Source organism: Candidatus Borkfalkia ceftriaxoniphila (genome assembly GCF_004134775.1).
In the GTDB taxonomy this organism is placed as follows: Bacteria; Bacillota; Clostridia; order Christensenellales; family Borkfalkiaceae; genus Borkfalkia; species Borkfalkia ceftriaxoniphila.
This window is the reverse complement of record NZ_SDOZ01000005.1, coordinates 118223-142073: the sequence shown is the minus strand read 5'-3', so window position 1 is coordinate 142073 and position 23851 is coordinate 118223. Positions and strand designations below refer to the sequence as shown.

The following is a 23851-nucleotide window of genomic DNA, read 5'->3' as shown; positions in this document are numbered from 1 at the left end:
ATTATTTTACAAAAAACACTTCACTTTTACAAAACTTTGAGTTATAATATGTAAGGTTCGTTCGTGACCGAGAATAATATATTAAAAGTGGAGGAGTAGAATATGTTGCACGCCAATGTTGCCATTTTGGAAAGCAACGAGCAATTTGCACAAGAACTCAAACAGTTCTTTGCAGAAAACACCGATTTGAACGTTTGTGGGGTTAGTGATGATGGGATCGCGGGAGTGGACATGATTCAAAACACCAATCCCGATGTTATTCTTTTAAGCCTGATCTTGAAAGGGATCGACGGCTTTACCGTGTTGGACAAACTGCGCGAAAGCGGCAAAAAGTACAGCGTGATCGTCATGGGGAATTTTGCGAACGAAGAGATCGTATCGACTGCGATGAGCAAGGGTGCGAAATACTATCTGATCAAACCCTTTGCGCCCGAAGTCGCTGCGGCGCGGATCATGGAACTTTTAAAAAATGATTATTCTGCGGCGGGTAAAAATATTTCTATCCGGGAAAAGAAAAGCACCGCGTCGTTGGACGAGAAGATCAGCAATATTTTTATCTCTATCGGCATTCCTCCGCATATCAAGGGATATAATTATCTGCGAGAAGGCATCAAGTATGCGGTCGCAGAGCCCAATATCATCAATAACGTGACCAAAGAATTGTACCCGAAAATCGCAAACCATTTCGACACAACGCCCAGTAAAGTAGAACGCGCTATCCGCCATGCGATTGAAGTGGCCTGGAACCGCGGCAGGATTGATGCGATCAACGCGATATTCGGCGTCCGCGTCTATATCGGAACGGAAAAACCCACCAACAGCGAATTTATCGCACTCGTAGCGGATAAACTGATTTTGGAAGGAATCGTGAACGCTTGATTTTGAAAAGAAAAGGAGGTTGACCCAACCTCCTTTTTCTTATAAAAACGAGATAAAATTGCTTGCATTTTTTTTTAATTTATTATATAATCATACCGTTGATTTCAATTCACGCCGCTGTGGTGAAATTGGCAGACGCGCTGGACTCAAAATCCAGTGGTAGCGATACCGTGTCGGTTCGAGTCCGACCAGCGGCACCATAGATTTAAACAAGATACCCTTGCGGGTTATAACCGCAAGGGTATCTTGTTTTTAATTTTCCCAAATTATATAGTTTGCTTGAGGGCTGGCGATTGCATTTAAATTCGCCTTGTGATATAATATCGGTATAAATCAATCGGGAGGCCTATTTTTATATGGAGAAAGTAACCTGGCGTGCGGTCATTAAAGAGGGCATGGTGAAAGAATATATAAAACGCCATGACGAGATCTGGCCTGAGATGGTCGAAACTCTGAAAGCGGCGGGTATCTGCAATTATACCATTTGGCTGGACGGAAATAGTTTGTTCGGGTATTACGAATGCGAAAAAGGGGCAAAATACGCCCTGGATTATCAGGCGGAAAGCGAAGTTGTCAAACGTTGGAATATTTCCATGGATCCGATCATGTCCATGTTCGACTGTAAACCGCAAAAGGTATTCGAACTGAAATAAAAGTGTGACGAATATTTTTATTCGCTCATAGTATGGTAAAAGATTTGACGGTTTTGTATTTCGGTGCTACAATACAGTTAATTTAAGGAGGTTGCAAATTATGGATGAAAATGATAATCGCAACGAACAGGAAACAAAGAACGAAGACCGGAACGAGAAGAACGCGCAGGCTCCTGCTTCCGACGACAAAACGGCGTATAAGTTGATTTGCGCGCTCGGGTATGTGCCTTGCGGGTTATTATTCTTTTTGCCGCTGATCGTTTATTCCAACGACGAATTTGCAAAATACCATGCGAATCAGGCGCTTGTTTTATTTCTCACGGCCGTGATCGGAGAGGTGGTGCTCGGCGTTTTGAGCGTGATCCCGTTTTTATCTGTAGTGATGTACGTTCTAACTTCGGTGTATGGCGTCTTGATGCTGGTTTTATGTATCCTCGGCATCTTAAATGTCGTTCGCGAAGAAAAGAATCCTTTACCCGTCATAGGCAAGATCAATTTGCTTAAATAGTAAACGAGCCCCCGAAAATACTCGGGGGCTCTTTATTTGCAATCAGGCTATTGCAATTTATCGGGATTTGTGGTAAAATTTTTGCAATACGTAAAAGAGGTATTTATGGAAAAATTAGTCCTGATCGACGGTAACAGCCTGATCAACCGCGCATTCTATGCCACAAAACTTTTGACGACGCGGGAAGGCGTGCCCACCAACGGTGTTTTCGGGTTTACGAAACTGCTTTTAAAAATTATTTCGGACATCAAGCCTGCATATATGGTGGTCGCTTTCGATCTGAAAGCGCCGACTTTTCGGCATAAAATGTTCGAGAATTACAAGGGCACCCGCAAACCCATGCCCGACGAACTTGCCGCGCAGATGCCCATTATGAAATCTTTGCTGTCCGCCTTAAATATCCGTATGTGCGAAAAGGAAGGATACGAAGCGGACGATCTGATCGGGACGCTTTCCAGAAAATTCGAAGACAGGGTACACAGCATCATCATTACCGGCGACCGCGATTCTTATCAACTCGTCAATTCGCGCACGGACGTCTATATTACCAAGACGGGCGTGAGCGAACTGTTGAAACTAACGGAAAAAAATTTCAAGGAACTGATCGGTTACGAACCTCGGCAGGTCGTGGATATCAAGGCGCTGATGGGCGACAGTTCGGATAATATTCCGGGCGTTGCGGGCATCGGGGAAAAGACCGCGATCTCGCTTATTCAGCAGTACGATAATCTCGATAATATTTTTGCGCATGCGGCGGAAAACAGGCCCGCCGTACAGAGCAAACTGGAATCGGGCAGGGAGATGGCGTATCTTTCGCAAACGCTTGCGCGCATCGACACGGATGCGGATATTTCCGTAGATCTCGAAGATTGCAGGATTTGTCTGCCGTTTCCCGCCGAAGCGAAAGAGATTTGTTTCCGTCTGGAATTTTCCTCTATCATGCGCATGGATATTTTTGCCGAAGGGGAGGTCTGCTCCGCGGAAAAATCCGAATGCAAAAGAGCGGAGGTCGTCCGCATTCATGACTCCGCGGCATTCATCGAAAGCGTTATGCGGGAACCCGAGATCGCGGTCTATTCGAACGGCGTAAGTTTTGCTTTTTACTTCGGAGGCATCGAATATACCGCGCGCATAAAAGCCAATCTTCTGGACGACGGGCTGGACGAAACCGAAATCGTAGAAATTTTAAAGGTCATATGCGGCGAACGGGAACGCCGTTTATTTTTATACGGAAAGAAGAATATGCAGCACCGCTTGCGGCAATACGGCATAGATCTTCTTTGCCGCGCGGAGGATGTTTCTATTTTGAAATATCTGACCGACTATACGGGTAAGGACGACGATCTGTCCCTTGCCGAACAATCGTACGGCTTGCCGCCCGAAACGCATGCGCAGAATATTTTTTTGTTGCATGACATTTTTTACGCGAATCTCGAAAAAGACGGCTTGATCTCGCTGTACCGCGACGTGGAACTCCCTTTGAGCGACGTTTTGTTCGATATGGAAGTTGCGGGCGTGAAAGTGGACGTGGGCACTTCCGCGGTTTTCGAGAAAAAGTATCGTGAAGAGGCGGAAAAAATCACCGAAGATATCTATGAGCAGGCAGGCGAAAAATTCAATCTGAACTCGCCTGCGCAGTTGGGGAAAGTTTTATTCGACGATCTGCAGATCCCTTCGCCCAAAAAGAGCAAGGGCGGCAAGTATTCCACGAGCGCGGATATTTTGGAAAAATTGGCGGACGAGCATGCGATCGTCCGTGATATTCTCCGTTACAGGCGGATCCAGAAATTGCTTTCCACCTATATCGACGGTTTTCGTCCGCTCATTCATGCTGCAACGCAGCGCGTCCATACAAATTACAACCAGATACAGACTTCCACGGGAAGGCTGTCGAGCACCAATCCGAACTTGCAGAATATTCCCGTAAGGGACGAAGAGGGGCGCGAACTCCGCAAACTTTTCCTTGCGTCGGACGGCGAACATATTTTACTGGATGCCGACTATTCTCAGATAGAACTGCGCCTTCTCGCGCATTTCTCGGGTTGCAAAGAACTGATCGAAGCCTATAACCGCGGCGACGATATCCATGCCCTGACCGCATCGCAGGTATTCGATGTGCCGCTGGAAACGGTCGATTCGCATATGCGTCGGAGCGCGAAAGCGGTGAATTTCGGCATTATATACGGTATCAGCGATTTCGGGCTGGCGAAGAATCTCGGCATTTCGCCCAAACGTGCGGGAGAGTATATCAAAAAATATTTCGAAACGTATTCCGACGTGAAGAATTATATGGATACCAACGTCGCTTTCGCCAAAGAACACGGCTATGTTACGACGATTTTGGGGCGCAAACGCGTGATCAACGAGATCAAATCGGCCAATTTCAATATCCGTTCGTTCGGTGAGCGGGCGGCGATGAATATGCCGTTGCAAGGCAGCAGCGCCGACATCATCAAAGTGGCGATGATCCGCATTTATGACCGTCTGAAGCGGGAAGGGCTGCGCTCTAAACTCATTATGCAGGTGCACGACGAACTGGTCATCGATGCGCTGATTTCCGAAAAAGAGAAAGTCGCGGAAATTTTGAAATACGAAATGGAGCATGCCGCCGAACTGCGCGTCCCGTTGGTCGCGGAAGTGCACGAAGGGAAAAACTGGTATGAGGCAAAATAAAAAAATCGCGATCACGGGCGGGATCGGGAGCGGAAAATCCACCGTCGCGCGGCTCATCGCCGAGCGGGGATACGATGTCTTTTCCTGCGATCTGATCGCGCATGAGATCTATGAAGAGCCGAATGTTGTCCGTGAGATACTGCGCGAGTTTCCCGACTGCGCGACAAACGGTTTGCCCGACCGTAAAAAATTGTCCGCCGCCGTCTTTCGCGAGAAAGAACGTCTGCGGGCGTTGGAAAAGATCACGCATCCCGCCATCATGCGCAAATTATATGCGCGCATGGAAAAAGCCTTGTCCGATCCTGTGTTTGCGGAAGTGCCGCTTCTGTTTGAGGGCGGCTATCAAAAGGACTTCGACGGTGTGATCGTCGTGCTGCGGGAAAAAAACGCGCGTATCGGCGCAGTCGCCGTACGGGACGGGCTTTCGGAAGAAGAAGTCGAACGCAGAATAAAAAATCAGTTCGATTATGAAAATAAATCTATTTTTGAGCATACTGTACTATATAACGACGGAGATCTCGCCAAACTGCGGGAAAAGGTTGGTAGTGTGCTTGAAAAATTCGAAAACAAATAGAAGAGTGTGGATCGTCTGGATCAGTTTGTCCTGTGCCGTCGTATTGGCGGCGAGTACGGCGCTCGCGTTCTACTTTTTATATTTGCCGAAAAAATATTCGCAGTTCGTGGAACGATACGCTGCCGAGTGCGGTTTGGATAGCGATCTCGTATATGCCGTCATTCGTTGCGAGAGCGGTTTCGACGAAGACGCGATGAGTCGCTCGGGCGCGATCGGGCTCATGCAGTTGCGGCCCGAAACGGCAAATTATATATCTCGTCTGGCAGGGAAAGAGCACGCTCCGGATCTGTACGACGCGGAGAGCAATATCCGTACGGGCGTTCTGTATCTCGTATATCTCAGGCAGCGCTTTTCCACGCTTTCGGAAATCCTTGCTGCTTACAATGCCGGGGAGGGGCGCGTGAACGCATGGCTTTGCGACCCCCGATACAGCGACAACGGCGAAACGCTGACGGATATTCCTTTTCAGGAAACAAGGCAATACGTAAAGCGGGTTAAAAAATTTTATAATTACTATAAATTCTTTTATTTTTAACTTGACTTTTCTCTGCGGATAAGGTATAATAAATACTGCTTGTGAGGATGGCGGAATTGGCAGACGCGTACGTTTGAGGGGCGTATGGAGAAATCCGTGTGGGTTCAAGTCCCATTCTTCACACCAAACAGTAAAACCACGATATATAGTATGTTTTTAAGACTTTAAAAACGCTATATGTTGTGGTTTTTTGTTTTCAGGCACAATTCAGGCAATAAAGTGAAATTTCTTGACTTAGACCGATGATTGTTTTATACTGGTGCTTATGATAAATATCCAAAAATTGTCGCGCGCCTTCGAGGCGAAAACGCTACCTATGCGGAAAGTGCTGTGATCGGCGCTTTCCCTTGACAGATCGTCGCGATTACTATATACTGATACGGTATTTCATTCTATGGATACGATTCGAGGAGTTTGCATGATATACGAAAAAATTCAAAAGATACAGTCACAACCCGTCATGGAGAAGATTCTGCGTTTTTTTGACGGTAATCTTTATCCTTTGATCTACGCGGCGTTGGCGCTTATATGCTCGTTTACAGGGTTGGAAGTGGCTTTTTTTGTTTTGACGGCGATCGTCGTCGTTTTCACGGCGATTTTCAGCAAAGATTCAAAACCGCTGATCGCGCCGCTCGTGCTCGTCGTTTACAGCGTGAGCCAGAAACATACGCCGCAATACCCGTATAACTCCGATTATCTGTATCGCACCTCCGTCTTGGCGACAATGGGCGTTTTATTGGCTTTCATTGCGGCGGCGTTCGTGTTCCGAATGATCGTTTATAAAGGACAGAAAAATATTTTCAAGAGCAAAGCGATCGCCCTTTGGGGCACGATCGCTTTCGGCGCGGCGCTCGTTCTAAACGGCATTTTTTATAAAGGTTATCATTATTACGATTTGCTGTTAGGGATCGCGTTGGCGGTATCCTTCGTCTTTTTCTATATCTATTTTTATAATACGCTGGAATGGAACAAGGAAACGGGCATTTACGTCGCGAAAATTCTCATCGTTGCCTGCGGCGTCATTCTGATCCAACTCGCCGAAATGCTGATTTTCGACGGTGTGATCGAAAACGGCACCATCAACAAACATATTCTCAATCTCGGATGGGGACTGAGCAACAACGTGGGCGGAATGCTCGCAATGTTTATGCCAGCCTGTTTTTATCTTTCTTACAAAGCGGATGCAGGCTGGAAAAGCGGCCTTTATTATGCGTTCGGTTTCGTCGTTTTGTTGGGCGTGGCTCTCACCCTGAGCCGTACCTCGCTTTTGGTCGGCGGCGTCGCGCTCGTCGCGATCATGATCTTGATGAGCATTCGGGGACGGCACGTCAAAATGGTGCGTATCTTCAATATCGTATTGATCGCTTGCGGCATAATTTTCTGCATCGTGTTTGCGGACAAACTCGTCGAACTTTTCGAACATTATATCGATAAGGGGTTCGACGACTCGTCGCGTTTTCAGATATGGAAAAACGGCTTGCTCAATTTCCTGAAAGCGCCGATATTCGGCGTAGGATTTTATACGCCGATCGCGCCCGACTGGTCTTACAATATCGAAAACTGGTTTTTCCCCGATATGTATCATAACACGATCATACAGATGATCGCCTCTTGCGGCGTCGTCGGTATTCTCGCCTATATTTTTCATGTGGCGCAGGGAGTTGTGCTCATGTTCAGGCGTTTCAGCATAGAGCGTCTGTTCTACTTTTTCGTCGTCTTTGTGCTCAGCGTGATGAGCCTTTTGGATAACCATATTTTTCACGTTTTTCCCGCGCTCGTCTACTCCATGCTGTTTGCGGTGGCAGAACGGGATTTTGAAAATACTCCTGAGAAACTGAAAGAACAAGTTTTATGACGCAAGGGGATGCGAAATGAAAATATTCCGTTCGTATAAAAATTTATTGGCCGCCACCGTGTTTTTCGCCTCTGTTATCGGCGTTGCCGCCCTGATGCTCATTGACGGCGAGAATAATCTGAGGAGTCCCTTTCTCAATAATAACTTTTTAAGCAGGTTTATCGAGAAAGTGGGCATCGAGCGCATAGATTTTTCGGCGAAAGGGTTCGCCTGTTTTTGCATAACTTACTTGGACGTGCTCGCTTTGTTTTTCGCTATGCTGTATTCCCGCACGTTGGGGTTATATTTCCGCATTCAAAATCGGAAATTCAATTTACGGCTCTACTATTTTGTCATAATATTGCTATTTACCGTCGTATTTGTAGGAAGTCTGTTTTTTTTGGGAATGGAGCCGTATGATTTTTTGGAACTTTCCATCATCTACGCTTTTTTCTTCGTGTTTTTTATCATTGCCGCGGCGGCGTTTTTCCTCGTGTGCACGTTGATCGCGTTTATTCATTCGCGCATCGTCAAAGAAAAATTTTCTTTTCCCGTGGACGACGAGTTGACCGACCTCGACGAGGTGGAAACGGAAACTCCCAAACGCTCGATATTTCCTTCGTTGACGGAGATCGATAAAAAATACGCGGACGCCAAGCCCGTTAAACTTCCCGCGTGCAACGTACTGTCTTTGAAAGATCTGACGGAAGGATTTCGGCAGTATGCTTATTCGAAATATTCGATCAATTACAATATCAGTTCGGTGCGCGCTTTCGTTTCGGGTATGGCGATGTCGCGGCTGGTATTTCTGCGGGGCGAAGGCGAAGCCCCCCTGCAGTTTGTCCGTATTTTTACGGAATATCTGAGCGGCGTTCAAAGTGTTATCCCCGTGCAGAAAGAATGGGACAGCGAATCGGATGTTTTGGGCTATTACAGCGAACGGGAGGGACAGTTCATGTGCTCGTCGTTCGTGGAAAAATTGTACGAGGCGGCTTATATGCCCGAGCGCGTCAATCTGATATCCTTTACAGACATGGGCGCCGCGGAAATTTACGAATATTTCGGCGCCGTACTGAACACGTTGTACCGCAACGCACTGAATCCGCAGCTCAATCTTCTGCGCGTCAAGAAGGGGCAATATAACGGAAAACTTCCGCAAAAACTTTCGGACGGCTCGGTCGCCGTCGGTAAAAATACCTGGATATTGGGTATTTTGGGCGATTCCGAGCGGGAATCGGAAATCGCGAAAAAGGTTGCGGAAGATTTCGTCGTCGTGAGTATCATGCGGACCAGGGCAAAAATTTCTGTCCCGCGGCGCTGCAAATGCCTGCTTATGCACGCGGACGAACTCAACGATATGTTTGATTTTGCCGATTCCGCGGCAAAGTTTAAATTGACCGTACCCGAATTGGAAAAATTTTTGTCCGTCGCGGATTACGTGTACGACAGTTTCAATATCCGCATCGACGGCGTGACCATCGACTACGTACAGATCTTCGTTTCCTGCTACGTCTATTGCGGCGGAACCAAGGAAGAGGCTCTGGACATTGTGTTCGTCAAAAAAATATTTTGTAAGTTGAAAGGGCGCGAGGGGGATTATATTGCGACGGGACTTTCTCGGCTGGACGAGAAGATCGTGAACCTCTACGGCAAGAGCGCTTTCAGATACACGCGGGCGGAAATCAAAAAAGAAATCGAAAAGATGGAAAAAGCAAAGAAAAAGGGCATGGACGCTTAGCGTTCGTGCCCTTTTTTGGTAGAATTTATATATCGATAATCGTCAAAATTTATCAAATTATTTTCATTATACTATTGAAAATGCACACAATTTATTGTATAATGAATAAGGAATACAACAAAATGTAGAAATATGGAGGTGACTATGCAGGAAGTTGAATTTCCCTTGTTTCTGTTCCATAACGGAAAGAACGTTCGCTCTTATGAGTTTTTCGGCGCGCACCCTGCCAGAGATGACGGCAAGAAGGGCGTTGTTTTCCGCGTCTGGGCGCCGCGCGCGAAGTCTGTTTCCGTCGTGGGAGATTTTAACGGCTGGGATCCCGCGGCCCATGTAATGACCAGACTGTTGGACGGGGAAACGTTCGAACTTTTTATCCCTCATATCAAAAATTACGAAGTTTACAAATATTGTATCTGCGCGCAGGACGGGCGATATCTGTATAAAGCCGATCCCTTTGCGTTCCATGCGGAAACGCCTTCCAAGACGGCGTCGAAAGTGTACGATCTGAACGGTTTCAAATGGTCGGACAAGGCGTACAGGGATTCTTTGAAAAAAAAGAATATCTATGCGTCGCCCATGAATATATATGAACTGAACGCCTTATCCTGGCGGCAGTACGGGGACGGGAATTATTTCGATTTCGGTAAACTGATCTCAGAACTCATTCCGTATCTGAAAGAGATGCGCTATACGCACGTGGAGTTTATGCCTCTGAGCGAATATCCCTACGACGGTTCATGGGGATATCAGGTCACGGGTTATTATGCGATCACATCGCGGTTGGGTACGCCGCACGATTTTATGAAACTTGTGGACGAGCTTCACAAAAACGGCATCGGCGTGATTTTGGACTGGGTACCCGCGCATTTTCCCAAAGACGCGCACGGGTTGTACGAATTCGACGGCGCGCCTTTATACGAGTGCCCGCAGTGGGATCGTATGGAGCATAAGAGTTGGGGCACACGCGTATTCGATTACGGGCGCAACGAGGTTCTGTCGTTTCTGATATCCAACGCGTTGTTTTATTTCGACCGTTATCATATCGACGGGCTGCGCGTAGATGCGGTCGCATCGATGCTTTATCTCGATTACGATAAAAAACCCGGCGAGTGGGTCCCGAATATCTACGGCGAGAATAAAAATCTGGAAGCGATCGCGTTTTTGCAGAAACTCAACGCCGCCGTGTTTTCGGAGTACCCGCAGGCAATGATGATCGCGGAAGAATCCACCGCATGGCCGCTCGTGACCAAGCCTGTGGACGTGGGCGGTCTGGGTTTCAACTTTAAGTGGAATATGGGCTGGATGAACGACGTACTGTCGTATATGCAGACCGATCCTTATTTTCGCAGTTACAATCACAATAAGTTGACGTTTTCCATGTTTTACGCGTTTACGGAAAACTTTGTTTTGCCCATTTCACATGACGAAGTGGTGCACGGAAAGCGTTCTCTCATTGACAAAATGCCGGGCAGTTACGAAGAAAAGTTTGCAAACGTGCGCGCGTTTATGGGATATATGATGTCGCACCCAGGCAAAAAATTGCTGTTCATGGGCAGCGAATTCGGGCAGTTCAAAGAATGGGATTACCGCGAGGGACTGGAATTTTTCTTAGAAGAATATCCCATGCACGCGAAACTTGCGCTCATGAACCGCGAACTCAATCTGTTCTACGCCCAGACGCCCGCATTTTACGAGATAGAAGATTCGTGGGACGGGTTCGAATGGATGGCTGCGGACGACGCCGACCGCAATATCATCGCATATCTTCGCCGCGATAAGAGCGGAGAACAGTATCTGGTCATCGTAAATTTTTCGGGCGTCAAGGCAGAAAATTACCGTCTGGGCGTGCCCAAAGGTAAATATAAGATCGTTTTCAATACCGACAGCGTGAAATACGGCGGCGCAGGCGCGCTTTCGAAACGCGTGTTCGCCACTTCGAAAAAGATCAGCCACGGACGGGAAAATTCCATACTTGTCGACGTTCCCGCGCTGACTTGCCTGTATTTGCAAAAGACGGAATAAAAACGGGCGCAGACCGCGGGAAATGCGGCTGTAGATTGAATCATATCGTAAATTTTTGTGGGGGTTTATTATGCAAAGAAAGAAAGAATGTGTTGCGATGCTCCTCGCGGGGGGGCAGGGAAGCAGGTTGTATGCGCTGACGAATAACATCGCAAAACCTGCCGTGCCGTTCGGGGCAAAGTACAGGATCATCGATTTTCCGCTCTCGAACTGCATCAATTCAGGGATCGACACGGTGGGCGTTCTCACCCAGTATCAGCCGTTGGTCCTCAACGAATATATCGGTAACGGGCAGCCGTGGGATCTTGACCGCACCTTCGGGGGCGTGCACGTACTTTCGCCTTATCAGAAAAAATCCAAATCCGCCTGGTATGAGGGTACGGCCAACGCCATTTACCAGAATATCAACTTTATCAAAATGTACAATCCCGAATACGTGCTCATTCTTTCGGGCGATCATATCTATAAAATGGATTACAGCAAAATGCTGCGCGCGCACGTGGAAAACGTGGCGAGTTGCACGATCGCAGCCATCAACGTGACCATGCAGGAGGCTTCCCGTTTCGGGATTCTGAACACCCGCGAAGACGGGACCATTTACGAGTTCGAAGAAAAACCCAAACAGCCGAAAAGCACGCTGGCTTCCATGGGGATCTACATCTTTACCGCGCAGAAACTGTACGACTATCTGGAAGAGGACGACAGCAATCCCTCGTCCTCCAAAGATTTCGGGAAAGACGTTCTGCCCGCCATGCTCGCCGCAGGGGAAAAGATGGTGGCGTACAGTTTTGACGGCTATTGGAAGGACGTAGGCACGATCTCTTCTTTATGGGAAGCGAACATGGACCTTTTGGGCGACGACCCCGCCTTCGACGTTTCCAATTCGGACTGGAAAATTCATTCGCGCAATCCGCTTGCGCCGCCCGAATACGTGGGGGAAGATGCGATCATTAAAAATTCGATGATCGCGCTCGGCTGCGAAATAGAGGGTACCGTCATCAATTCTTTGCTGTCGAGCAACGTGATCGTGAAAAAGGGCGCGTTCGTCAAGGACAGCGTGATCATGAGCGGCACTGTCATCGAGGAAGATGCGCGCGTTACATACGCCATCATCGACGAGGACGTGACGGTTTCTCGCGGCGCCGTGATCGGCGAAGAGCGGACCTCCAAAAAGGGGATAGCCGTACTCGGCCGCAATATCGTCGTTGAAGAGGGCGCGATCCTTGCTGGCGGCAATATCGTAGATAAAAACGTTTTGAAGGGAGGTAAATGATATGTCTGCAGTCGGCATCATTTTTTCCAATATCCACGACGAAAATATTCCCGAACTGTCGCGCCGCCGCACCATGGCCTCCGTTCCGTTCGGCGGAAGATATCGGCTGATCGATTTCGCGTTATCCAATATGGTCAACTCCGGGATCACTACGGTCGGGATCATCACGAAAAGCAACTACCAGTCGCTGATGGACCATCTCGGCAGCGGTAAGGACTGGGACCTGGCGAGAAAGACGGGCGGGCTTATTCTGCTGCCGCCTTTCGGCGCGCAGGAAAACGACGTTTTATACCGCAACCGCCTCGAAGCGCTCAAAGGCGCGATGGGATTTCTGAACCGCCGCAATGAAGAATACGTAGTTCTCTGCGACTGCGACGGCGTATATCGCATGGATTTCAGCGACGTTATCGAATATCACGAAAAGAAGAAGGCGGATATCACGCTCGTATGCCACGACGAGGAGATAGACGATTCTGCCCGCTATACCGCCGTAAAAACGGACCAAGACGGACGGGTGAGCGATATTAAAATAAACGCGAAACTTTCGGGCAAAAATAAATTTTATGTCAATATTATGATTATGAACCGTCGGTTTTTAATCAATACTATCTTTGACGCCGTCGCGCGCGGGCTCAACAGTTTCCGACGCGATATTCTCATGCGCAACTTCAAGAGTTTGAAAATTTTTGCTTACGATTTTAAGGGCTACCACGCGAGCATCGATTCGATCGGTTCCTATTTCAAACACAATATGGAACTTTTAAATAAGAACTTGCGCGACGAATTGTTCGGCGCGCGGGATATCTATACCAAAGTGCGCGATTCGGCGCCTTCCAAGTACGGCGAAAATTCCAAGATCAAAAATTCGCTCATTTCGGACGGCTGTATCGTAGAGGGCACGGTGGAAAACAGCATTCTGTTCCGCGGCGTGAAGGTCGGAAAGGGCAGCGTGATCAAAAATTCCATTGTAATGCAGGATAACCTCATCGGGGACAACGTCAGTTTGAACTGCGTGATCACCGATAAAAATGTCGTGATAAGGGACAGAAGGGTGCTTTCGGGCTGCGAAGCGCAGCCGTATTGCATTCCCAAAGGCTCGATGATTTAAAAATAAGGAGGTATCGAATATGCCCAAAAAAACAACGGCGGATGTGAAAAAGACTAAGAAGAAAGATTTCGAAACGGTTGCGGAAATTTCAGCGCCCGCAACTGTGCCCGAGATTGAAGTTACGCCGAAAAAGAAGATCCTTTTTGTGGCGTCGGAAAGTACGCCGTTCATCGCGACGGGAGGGCTTGCGGAAGTGATCGGCTCTCTTTCCCGAGCGCTCGCCAAAAACAGCGATCTGGACGTCCGCGTGGTCATTCCTTTGTATTCGGACATCGCGACGGAATACAGGAGCAAAATGAAATACCTCGGCAATATTTTCGTGCCGCTCGCATGGAGAAATCAATACTGCGGCATTTTCAGTTATGAAAAAGAGGGCGTGATTTTCTATTTCCTCGATAACGAATACTATTTCAAACGCCCCGGCTGCTACGGATATTACGACGACGGCGAGCGTTTCGCTTTCTTTTCGCGGAGCGTTCTGGAGATCATGCCGTTTCTCGGGTTCTTTCCCGACGTGCTGCATTGCCACGACTGGCAGGCGGCGCTCGCGGCGGTTTATCTGAAGACCATTTATTGTTTCCGTCCCGAATATCAGTTTATCCGCTCGCTGTTTACCATTCATAATATAGAATATCAAGGGAAATATTCGCTGGATATTTTGGAAGATCTGTTCGGTATTTCCAATTCCTGGCGCTATCTTTTAGAATACGATAAGTGCATCAATCTGATGAAAGCCGCTATCGAATGCAGCGAAAAATTTTCGACGGTCAGCCCTCGCTACGCCGAAGAGATCAAGGATCCGTTCTACGCGCACGGCCTCGATCCCATCGTGCGCCGCAACGAATTCAAACTGACGGGTATATTAAACGGTATCGACGTCGATTCTTATAACAGCGAGACCGATCCCGCTATTTTCTGCAACTATACCAAGGAAGATCCCGAACCCAAAAAGCGCTGCAAGGAAGAACTGCAAAAGATGTTCAATCTTCCCGTCAAGGCGGAAACGCCGATCGTCGCGGTAATTTCCCGCCTCGTTTCGCATAAGGGACTGGACCTTGTAAAGACCGTCATAGAAGAAATCCTGAGACAGGACGTACAGGTCATCATTCTCGGCAAAGGCGATTCGATGTACGAAAACTTTTTTACCGACCTTGCGAAAAACTACGTCGGGAAACTGGTCACCGTGATCGCGTTCAATCCCGATCTTTCCCGCAAAATTTATGCGGGTGCAGACCTTTTTTTGATGCCCTCGAAGTCGGAGCCTTGCGGTCTGTCGCAGATGATCGCGTGCCGTTACGGCACGGTGCCCGTCGTGCGAGAAACGGGCGGATTGTACGACAGTATCAAACCTGTTTCGCTCGGAGGCAACGGGTTTACCTTTGCTAACTATAATGCATATGATATGTTATACGTTATCCGCGAGGCGATCGCTTGTTATCAGAATAAAGAGTTCTGGCCCGAACTCGTAAAACGGGTCATGAACAGTGATTTCAGTTGGCAGCGCAGCGCGGGCGAGTATGAAAAACTGTATCGCTCCATGTTGCAGTAATAAAATACACAGACGGGGAAATGTTGAAATACAGATTTAGGAGTAAAGCATGAGCAGCACAAGTATTACCGAAAAGGAAGTCCGTACGCTGATACAGGGAAAACTTTCCCGCTATTTCGGCGTTCTGCCGCAGGAGGCTTCGAGAGAACAGATATATAAGGCGGTCGTCATGAGCGTCAGAGATATCCTCCTGGAAAAAAGGCAGCAGTTCCATAAGGTAATGAAGAATAAGAAGGGCAAGCGAGTCTATTATCTCTGTATGGAATTTTTGCTCGGTAGGTCTTTAAAAAATAACGTCTACAATCTGGGTTTGCAGGACGCCTACGAAAAGGCGCTGAAAAGTTACGAACTCACGTTGGAGGATCTTTACGAAGAAGAACCCGACGCGGGACTCGGCAACGGCGGCCTCGGCCGCCTGGCAGCGTGCTTTATGGATGCGCTCGCAACGGGCGACTATCCCGCCATGGGCTATTCCATACGCTACGATTACGGTTTGTTCAAACAAAAGATCGTGGACGGCTGGCAGACCGAATTGCCCGACGTATGGCTGCCCGGCGGCGAAGTCTGGCTGACGCAGCGCACGGACAAATCCTGTATCGTCAAATTCGACGGTTGGGTGCACGAAGAATGGTCGGATCAGGGACTGAAAGTCACCCACGGCGGCTACAAGGAAGTCGAGGCGGTCGCCTACGATATGATGATATCGGGCAAAAACAGCGAGGCGGTCTCCGTTCTCAGGTTATGGCGAGCCCGCAACGTTTCCCGTTTCGATATGAAACTTTTCTCGCAGGGAGATTATCTGCGCTGTATGCAGGACGAGAACGAGGCGGAGGTCATTTCCAAAGTTCTCTATCCCGCCGACAATCATTATGAGGGTAAATCCCTCCGCTTAAAGCAACAATATTTTCTCGTTTCCGCATCGCTGCAAAATATCATCAACGATCACAAGCATCGCTACGGGCCATTGAATCTTTTGCCCGAAATGGCTGCGATCCATATCAACGATACGCACCCCGCGCTTGCGATCCCCGAATTGATGCGTATCCTCATGGACGAAAACGGCTTTACATGGGACGACGCTTGGGCGATCACGACCGCCACGTTCGCCTATACTAACCATACCGTCATGGCGGAGGCGTTGGAGACCTGGCAAGAAGATCTGATCGCAAGACGCCTTCCGCGTATCCATATGATTATCAAGGAGATCAATCGCCGTTTTGTTTCCGAACTTTGGAATATTTATCCCGGTCAGCACGCGCTCATCGACAATATGTCGATCATGTCCAACGGCATGATCAGAATGGCAAATCTATGCGTCGTGGCGTCGCATAAGGTCAACGGCGTTTCCGCGCTCCACAGCGAAATCATCAAGGACAGCATTTTCAACGGGTTTTATCGCCTATGGCCGGATAAATTTACCAACGTGACCAACGGGATCGCACACCGCCGCTGGCTTTGCCAGTCCAATCCCGAACTTTGCGCGCTGTTGAACGACTGCATCGGCGAAGGTTACGTGCAGGATGCGTCGCAACTTTCAAAATTCAGGAAATATGAAAACGATTCTTCGGTTTTAAACCGTCTGACGGAAATCAAACTCCTCAAAAAGAAACAGTTTGCCGATTACGCCTATAAAAAAGAAGGCGTTCTCATCGATCCGAACACAGTTTTCGACGTGCAGGCGAAACGTATGCACGAATATAAACGGCAGTTGCTCAACGTCATGAACATCATTTCGCTGTATAACGAACTGAAGGACGATCCGAATAAAAAGATGCAGCCGCAGACGTTCATCTTCGGTGCGAAGGCCGCGCCGAGTTACCTGATGGCGAAAAAGATCATCAAACTCATCTGTTACCTTGCCGAAGATATCCGCAAACAGCCGAAGATCCGCGAAAAACTGAACGTAGTTTATATGGAAGATTATAACGTCAGTATGGCGGAACGGCTGATGCCCGCATCGGAAGTGAGCGAACAGATCTCGCTTGCGGGAAAAGAAGCGAGCGGTACGGGCAACATGAAATTTATGATCAACGGCGCTTTGACCGTGGGCACGCTCGACGGCGCGAACGTTGAGATGAGCGAGGCTGTCGGTTCCGACAATATTTTCATTTTCGGGCTGCGGGCCGAGGAAGTAGACGAGTTGTGGACCAAAGGCTACAACAGCAGCCGCTACTACAATACCGACGAAGGACTTCGCCGTATCATCGAAACGCTGATACGCGGCTTTAACGGAGAATCGTTTTCGGATATGGCGAACTATTTGCTCACGGGCTCGCCTGTCGCCGATCCCTATATGTGCATGGCGGATTATGAATCCTATCGGCAAACGCAGCAGAAAATCAAATCTCTGTACGCCGAAGATCCTGCTCGCTGGGCAAAGATGTCTTTAAATAACATCGCGGCAGCGGGAATTTTCTCCGCGGACCGCAGTATCAAAGAATACGCAGACAATATCTGGCACCTCAAATCACTGAAAAGTTAAAGACTATGATTTACTATAATCCCTTAGACAAAAAATGCAAGAGTATTACGGGAGGGATTCGGCAAAACGAAACGGCAGTTATAAAAGTATTCGGTGACAGCAGCGAGCCTTGTCTTTTCGTCCTTCAAAAGGACGGGAGCGAGGCTCGAAATTTCGATATGCAGCCAACTTCTTACGGGTGGCGCTTCGATCTGACCTTGGAAGAACCGGGACTGTATTTTTATTATTTTCGTATCGGGAACAGGAACGCGGGTTTAGGCGAATTGCGAGAACTTACCTTTTCCGACCCCGTCCGCGCCTATCAGTTAACCGTTTGTTCCGCCGAATACCGCACGCCCGACTGGTTCAAAGGCGGCGTGATGTATCAGATCTTTCCCGACCGCTTTTATAAAAACAGGGATATTCCCGTCGGCGAAGGAAAAATATTGCATAAGAATTGGACGGATACGCCGAATTTTCGCATGAACAGCCGCGGAAAGGTACTTAACAACGACTTTTTCGGCGGCAACCTCAACGGGATCCGCGAAAAATTGCCGTATTTGCAGCAACTCGGCGTCAGCGTCGTCTATCTCAATCCGATATTCCAGGCCTTTTCCAATCACCGCTACGATACGGGCGATTTCAAAAAAATCGACCCGCTTTTGGGTACTTTGGAAGATTTCGACGCGCTCGTCCGCGATGCCGCGGCGCACGGCATCCGCATTATTCTGGACGGCGTTTTTAATCATACGGGAGACGACAGCCTTTATTTCAACAAATACGGACGCTATCCTTCCATCGGCGCGTATCAGTCGAAAGAATCTCCGTACGCCGAATGGTACCGTTTTATACATTTTCCCGACCGATACGAATGTTGGTGGGGGATCGATATTCTGCCCGCCGTGAATGAACTTTCCTCGTACGACGAATTTATCACGGGCGAAAACGGCGTTCTCGAGTATTGGATGCGGCGCGGGCTCGGAGGTTTCCGTCTGGACGTTGCCGACGAATTGCCGCCGCGCTTTCTCAGAAATGTCCGCCGCGCGATCAAATCCGCCGATCCGAACGGGATCGTGATCGGCGAAGTCTGGGAAGACGCCTCCAATAAAATATCCTACGGCGAACGGCGCGCCTATTTTCAGGGACAGGAACTCGACAGCGTGATGAATTACCCGCTCAAAGAGGCAATCATACAGTTTGTACGCAGCAAAAATACGAAATTATTCCGCGAAACGGTATGTATGCTCCTCGACCATTATCCCAAGTGCTCGTTGGACTGTCTCATGAATATTTTGGGCACGCACGATACGGTGCGCATTTTAACGGCTTTGGGCGGCGTGCTCGCCTTTGACAAAGAAGAGATGAACGAACTGCGCCTGACCCGCGAACAATATGCGATAGCCGTCGAAAGACTGAAAGCCGCCGCACTCTTACAGTTCACGCTGTTCGGCGTTCCCAGCATCTATTACGGGGACGAAACCGGAACGGAGGGTTATTCCGACCCGTTCTGCCGCAAGTGTCTTGACTGGGAGCATATTGATGAAGAATTGCACGCGCATTATGCGCGTCTGGGTAAGATCCGCGGCGCATACGGCGTATTTCGTGAAGGCGAGTATAAGGAAGTATTCGCCGACGAACACTGCGTCGTTTTCGAGCGGCGCGGCGAGCGCGAAGTCGTTTGCGTTTGCGTCAATCTGGGCGGCGGGCGCTATGGATTGAATTTCAGCGGCGATATGTACGATCTGATGAATGAAAAAGCGCCTATGCGCACCGCGCAGATCGAGCCGAATTCCTGGGCTGTTTACGGAAATATCGACATTCGATGAATTTACGTGAAAAAACGAACTTTTTTCATGTAAATTCATTTTGTTTTCACATATTAGGACTATAATGAATGTAAAAAATAGAGGGATAAGGACTGCTATGAAAAAAATCGGGGTTTTTTTACTCGCATTGCTGTTGCTCGTTCCCGTTGCCGTTTTCAGCGGCTGCGAATACGAGAATAAACCGAAAAATATTTACAAACAGCATATTACCCTGTCCAATTTGTCGTCGGACGAATACGACGGCACTTATACCGAATACATTGCCAATGAAAAAGCGGGCGCCGTTGTCACCGTCTGTTCTTATTTCGAATATCGGAACAATAAGGGATCGCATTCCGAAACAACAGTCTGGACCAGCGGTGTGATATTGAACGACGACGGCTATATTTTGACGACGTCAAACGCTGTTTACGCTTATGCGGATAATCTGTCTTCCTCGCTTTCAAAAGCTACGGTTACGACGCTGTATGTCGCGCTCAATCCCATTTACGGAGATGAGGAACTGTATGAGGCCAAACTGATCGACTGCGACGAAGATCTCAATCTTGCGATCATTCAATTGAAAGATAATTTTTTCTATTATTCCGATGCGCAAAATACAGCATCCCAAAAAGGATTTCAATTTAAATCCGTGTTTTACGATGCACGAAGCACTTTAAAGACGGGAGATTACTGCGCGTTCGTCGGCGATCTGTTAGGCGAAGGCACGGGCATTACGGCGGGTGTTGTTTCCGATCCCGAAATGACTGTGTTGGACGGCGTAACGTATCAGGGGACAACATATCGCTTTATTCAATCTACGGCGGCAATGAATACGACTATGCTCGGAGGCGCGCTCTACGACCGCAACGGTTATATCATCGGCATCATTGCTTCCAAAGTGTACAGCGATAAGACTTATTCCGAATATCATAAAGTCGGTTTATCCTTGCCTGCGGCTTGCGCCGTCGATTATATCGATGCGACTGCGGATAAACTGAAAACGGTGATCGAATACAATATCGCCGTGACGGAGGCATAATTATGAAACGGATCTTTAAATTCTGTTTATCTTTCATCGTTGCGATCGGCCTTGCTTTTTCCGTGGTCGGCTGTTCGGTACTGGACGGACTGAACGAGAGGGAATCCGCTGCGAAGAATAACGCGGACGAGAGCGGGCCTACGGCGGAATACGAAGGCAATAAAGTCAATCAGTCCAACTATAACGGCGTTACCTATCTGGAAGAAGATTTTGATTACAACGCCTTATACGAAGAAAATTACAAAGCGGTCGTGACCGTCAGCGTTACCGGGACTGTTTCAAACGGCTTTTTCGGCGCTAAGGAAGTAACGCGCGTTGGGTCTGGCTTTATCATATCCGAGGCTGGGTATATTTTGACGTCGGCCTCGCTCATTGATAAATTAAATAATTTATCTGAAATAGAGGCAATACTTTATAACGGCGATGCTTTTTCTGTACAAACACAAGGGATCACTCAGGCGGCAAATTTGGATATCGCGTTGATGCAATTTTCCGAAGAGGTTTCTTATCAGGACGAAAACGGACAGAAAATGACGGGAATGCCCGACGTCGTGGAATTTTCCAATTCGGACGATCTGGAGTACGGTGAAAATTGTGCTTATATCGCGACATATTCAGACAGCGAAGATTATTTTGTTTCTCTTGCCGAAGGGATCGTTTCCAAACCGAAAAACACCGACAGCGATTTTGAGAATTATATCAATGCGCCGAAATATATTACCGCGGATTACCTCGTACAGACGAGTATCACCAGCAATGAAGGGAACGAGGGCAGCGCGCTGTTCGATTCCGAAGGCAAAGTTGCGGGAGTTTTAACGACCAAAGCCGAAGAAACCGATACTTATGAAAAAAATAACGGGTACGGGATGTCTTTCTGCGTACCGTCGACGGCGGTTTACGATTTTATCGAGGCCTGCGCGCAGGATCCCGACTACGCCGATTTATCCGTTGAAATCCCCGAAAGCACCAAGACTGAAAAAAATTATATATCCAACCCCGACGAAATCATAGTGCAGAGCGATAATACCGTGTCCGAAAAGTTCGAAAGTACCTCGGGGACAAAAATAGCGTCGGACAGCGCAGTGGTGGAGTTGGCCTATCAGGGTGAAATCGAAAAAGACGGATCTCTTGCAAAATATATAACGGATAATTATCAGAATTTTACCGTGAACGTATTAACAGCAGTCGCGAGCGGCCAGCATGCGAGCAGCGGTTCGGGTTTCGTCATCAGTACCGACGGCTATGTAATCACGAATCTACATGTTGTGAATTCTTCGTTGGACGAATCCGGAAAGAATAACCCGAACAATGTTGTTACGCTGTATCCTTATGTGTATTGTACCTTTGAAAACGGTACGCACGACGGCAAAATCGTTTCTTTCGCAATGGAAGTCGTATCCTACGATAAACAGCGCGATATGGCTCTTTTGAAGTTCAAAAACGAATTTAAACATTACGACCAAAGCGGAAACTTGGTCGACGGTTTTGAAAAAATCTGTAAACTTGCCGATTATTCCGATTTACGCGCGGGAGAACCTGTTGTCGCACTCGGAAACGCTCTGGGATACGGTAGTTCCGTGACAAACGGCATCGTGTCGCTCATCGAATCGGAAGTCGACTATCAATTCTATGCGCATATGTTCATTGAAACCGACACGCCGATCAATTCGGGTAATTCCGGCGGCGCGCTGTTTAATGCGCAGGGTTATGTCGTCGGCATCAATTCGATGGGTGCGCCTTCGTACGAAAACGTCAGTTGGGCGATACCGACCGATTGCATTACATCGTTTTTAGATCAAACCAAACAATTACGATCTTCAGCTACGATCGTCATCGTCAATCAAACGCTGGCTCAATCCGTAACATATCAAAAATAAAAAAACAGTCGCGAAACTACAAAAATTCGCGACTGTTTTTTTCTATGCGTAAAATCTGCATTTGAACCACATAGAAGAGACCGTCAAAAAAAGCCTAAAAACCTAAAAATACAGACTTACTATGCGTAAAACTCGTGTTTTACGCATAGTTATATAACTCCTCTCACACATAAAAATGTGAGGTATCCGAAGGAAATCGGGAGAGAATTTTATTGCTTTTTTCGGATAGATGCCGTATAATATTACTATGAAAGATGAAAATTATTACAGAGAGCGCGATGTTAAAAATTTAGAGAAGATCGAACGGCTCAAAGGCGATCTGCCCTATTTCATCGAAGAATTTTTTTTGGGAATCGAAAACAGGACAAGCACGCTGACGCGCTTGAATTACGCATATGATCTGCGCGTTTTTTTTGATTTTCTGACAAAAAAAAAGTTTCACGGGAAATCCATTGAAGATTTGGATTTCATCGATTTAGAGACCGTTACAAACACGGATATCGAACTTTTTTTGAGTTATTTGAGCAATTATGAATACAACGGCGTCAGAGAAAGTTGCAATGAACGCGCCAAAGCGCGAAAATTGTCCACTGTGCGCTCTATGTTCAAATATTTTTTCAATAAAGGCCGTATTTCCGTGGATAATGCGGCGAAAGTTGCCCTACCAAAACTGCACGACAAAGAAATCATACGATTGGAAATCAATGAGGTCGCTGACCTTTTAAATACCGCCGAAAACGGCGTGGGCATGTCGCCGCGGCAAAAATCCGCGCACGAAAAGACGAAAATTCGCGACGTAGCCATTTTGACGCTGTTTTTGGGCACGGGAATCCGTATCAGCGAACTGATCGGGCTCAACAACGACGATATCGATTTTACAAATAACGCTTTTAAGGTTACCAGAAAAGGCGGAAATCAAACGATCTTGTATTTTTCCGACGAAGTCGCGGACGCTCTGGCTCGTTATCTCGCGGAAAAAGAAGATAATCATTGCATGGACGAGCCTGCCCTCTTCCTATCTTCGTTTCAACCCAAACGAATCAGTGTGCGCGCCGTGGAAGAACTCGTCAAAAAATACAGCCGCATCATTTCCCCTTTAAAAAAAATATCGCCGCATAAATTGCGCAGTACATACGGCACGCAGTTGTATCGCGAAACCAAAGATATTTATATCGTGGCCGACGTTCTCGGGCACAAAGACGTCAATACTACAAAAAAGCATTACGCCGCTATCAGCGAAGATATTCGCCGCTCCGTAAAAGATGCAGTAAAATTGCGCGAAAAGGATAATGAATAACGCACTATGTCACGCATAGTACT

17 protein-coding genes and 2 tRNA genes are annotated in these 23851 nt (G+C 47.8%); all 19 read left to right on the top strand.

Going from position 1 to position 23851, the window contains the following annotated elements; translation table 11 throughout:
- Nucleotides 1–102: 102 nt before the first annotated feature.
- The 19 genes from spo0A to ESZ91_RS11255 all read left to right on the top strand — a co-directional run bounded on the left by spo0A (nucleotide 103) and on the right by ESZ91_RS11255 (nucleotide 23828).
- Nucleotides 103–879: a sporulation transcription factor Spo0A gene (spo0A, locus tag ESZ91_RS11345; protein WP_129227373.1), complete on the top strand. Its 777-nt coding sequence runs from the start codon at nucleotides 103–105 to the stop codon at nucleotides 877–879.
- A gap of 113 nt (nucleotides 880–992) precedes the next feature.
- Nucleotides 993–1079, top strand: a tRNA-Leu gene (locus tag ESZ91_RS11340).
- 156 nt (nucleotides 1080–1235) lie between these two features.
- The gene (locus tag ESZ91_RS11335; RefSeq protein WP_129227371.1) at nucleotides 1236–1532 is read left to right on the top strand and encodes an L-rhamnose mutarotase; all 297 of its coding nucleotides are present in this window, start codon (nucleotides 1236–1238) and stop codon (nucleotides 1530–1532) included.
- Between the two features lie 100 nt (nucleotides 1533–1632).
- A complete protein-coding gene (locus ESZ91_RS11330; protein WP_129227368.1) occupies nucleotides 1633–2040 on the top strand; it encodes a DUF4870 domain-containing protein in 408 nt (135 codons plus the stop codon).
- Between the two features lie 105 nt (nucleotides 2041–2145).
- A complete protein-coding gene (polA, locus tag ESZ91_RS11325) occupies nucleotides 2146–4713 on the top strand; it encodes a DNA polymerase I (RefSeq protein ID WP_129227366.1) in 2568 nt (855 codons plus the stop codon).
- Entirely contained in the window at nucleotides 4700–5287 is a 588-nt protein-coding gene (coaE, locus tag ESZ91_RS11320) for a dephospho-CoA kinase (RefSeq protein WP_161971162.1), read from the top strand. The genes polA and coaE overlap by 14 nt, the downstream gene beginning before the upstream one ends.
- Nucleotides 5265–5822: a lytic transglycosylase domain-containing protein gene (locus ESZ91_RS11315; protein WP_161971161.1), complete on the top strand. Its 558-nt coding sequence runs from the start codon at nucleotides 5265–5267 to the stop codon at nucleotides 5820–5822. The genes coaE and ESZ91_RS11315 overlap by 23 nt, the downstream gene beginning before the upstream one ends.
- A gap of 41 nt (nucleotides 5823–5863) precedes the next feature.
- Nucleotides 5864–5948, top strand: a tRNA-Leu gene (locus tag ESZ91_RS11310).
- A 292-nt stretch (nucleotides 5949–6240) separates the two neighbouring features.
- Nucleotides 6241–7677, top strand: coding sequence for an O-antigen ligase family protein (locus ESZ91_RS11305; RefSeq protein WP_161971160.1), 1437 nt, complete (start codon nucleotides 6241–6243; stop codon nucleotides 7675–7677).
- A gap of 16 nt (nucleotides 7678–7693) precedes the next feature.
- Nucleotides 7694–9394, top strand: a complete 1701-nt coding sequence (locus ESZ91_RS11300; protein WP_129227358.1) for a hypothetical protein — start codon at nucleotides 7694–7696, stop codon at nucleotides 9392–9394.
- A gap of 144 nt (nucleotides 9395–9538) precedes the next feature.
- Nucleotides 9539–11416 carry a 1,4-alpha-glucan branching protein GlgB gene (glgB, locus tag ESZ91_RS11295; protein ID WP_201270912.1) on the top strand — a complete coding sequence of 626 codons (1878 nt, stop codon included), beginning with the start codon at nucleotides 9539–9541 and terminating at the stop codon, nucleotides 11414–11416.
- Between the two features lie 70 nt (nucleotides 11417–11486).
- Nucleotides 11487–12689: a glucose-1-phosphate adenylyltransferase gene (locus ESZ91_RS11290; protein WP_129227354.1), complete on the top strand. Its 1203-nt coding sequence runs from the start codon at nucleotides 11487–11489 to the stop codon at nucleotides 12687–12689.
- Nucleotide 12690: 1 nt separating this feature from the next.
- A complete protein-coding gene (gene glgD, locus ESZ91_RS11285) occupies nucleotides 12691–13797 on the top strand; it encodes a glucose-1-phosphate adenylyltransferase subunit GlgD (protein ID WP_129227352.1) in 1107 nt (368 codons plus the stop codon).
- Nucleotides 13798–13816: 19 nt separating this feature from the next.
- Nucleotides 13817–15346, top strand: coding sequence for a glycogen synthase GlgA (glgA, locus tag ESZ91_RS11280; protein WP_129227350.1), 1530 nt, complete (start codon nucleotides 13817–13819; stop codon nucleotides 15344–15346).
- 49 nt (nucleotides 15347–15395) lie between these two features.
- A complete protein-coding gene (locus tag ESZ91_RS11275; protein ID WP_201270911.1) occupies nucleotides 15396–17828 on the top strand; it encodes a glycogen/starch/alpha-glucan phosphorylase in 2433 nt (810 codons plus the stop codon).
- A 5-nt stretch (nucleotides 17829–17833) separates the two neighbouring features.
- Nucleotides 17834–19633: a glycoside hydrolase family 13 protein gene (locus tag ESZ91_RS11270; protein ID WP_129227348.1), complete on the top strand. Its 1800-nt coding sequence runs from the start codon at nucleotides 17834–17836 to the stop codon at nucleotides 19631–19633.
- A 97-nt stretch (nucleotides 19634–19730) separates the two neighbouring features.
- A complete protein-coding gene (locus tag ESZ91_RS11265; protein WP_161971159.1) occupies nucleotides 19731–20654 on the top strand; it encodes a trypsin-like peptidase domain-containing protein in 924 nt (307 codons plus the stop codon).
- A gap of 2 nt (nucleotides 20655–20656) precedes the next feature.
- Entirely contained in the window at nucleotides 20657–22531 is a 1875-nt protein-coding gene (locus tag ESZ91_RS11260) for a trypsin-like peptidase domain-containing protein (RefSeq protein ID WP_129227344.1), read from the top strand.
- Between the two features lie 247 nt (nucleotides 22532–22778).
- A complete protein-coding gene (locus ESZ91_RS11255) occupies nucleotides 22779–23828 on the top strand; it encodes a tyrosine-type recombinase/integrase (RefSeq protein ID WP_129227342.1) in 1050 nt (349 codons plus the stop codon).
- Nucleotides 23829–23851: the final 23 nt, after the last annotated feature.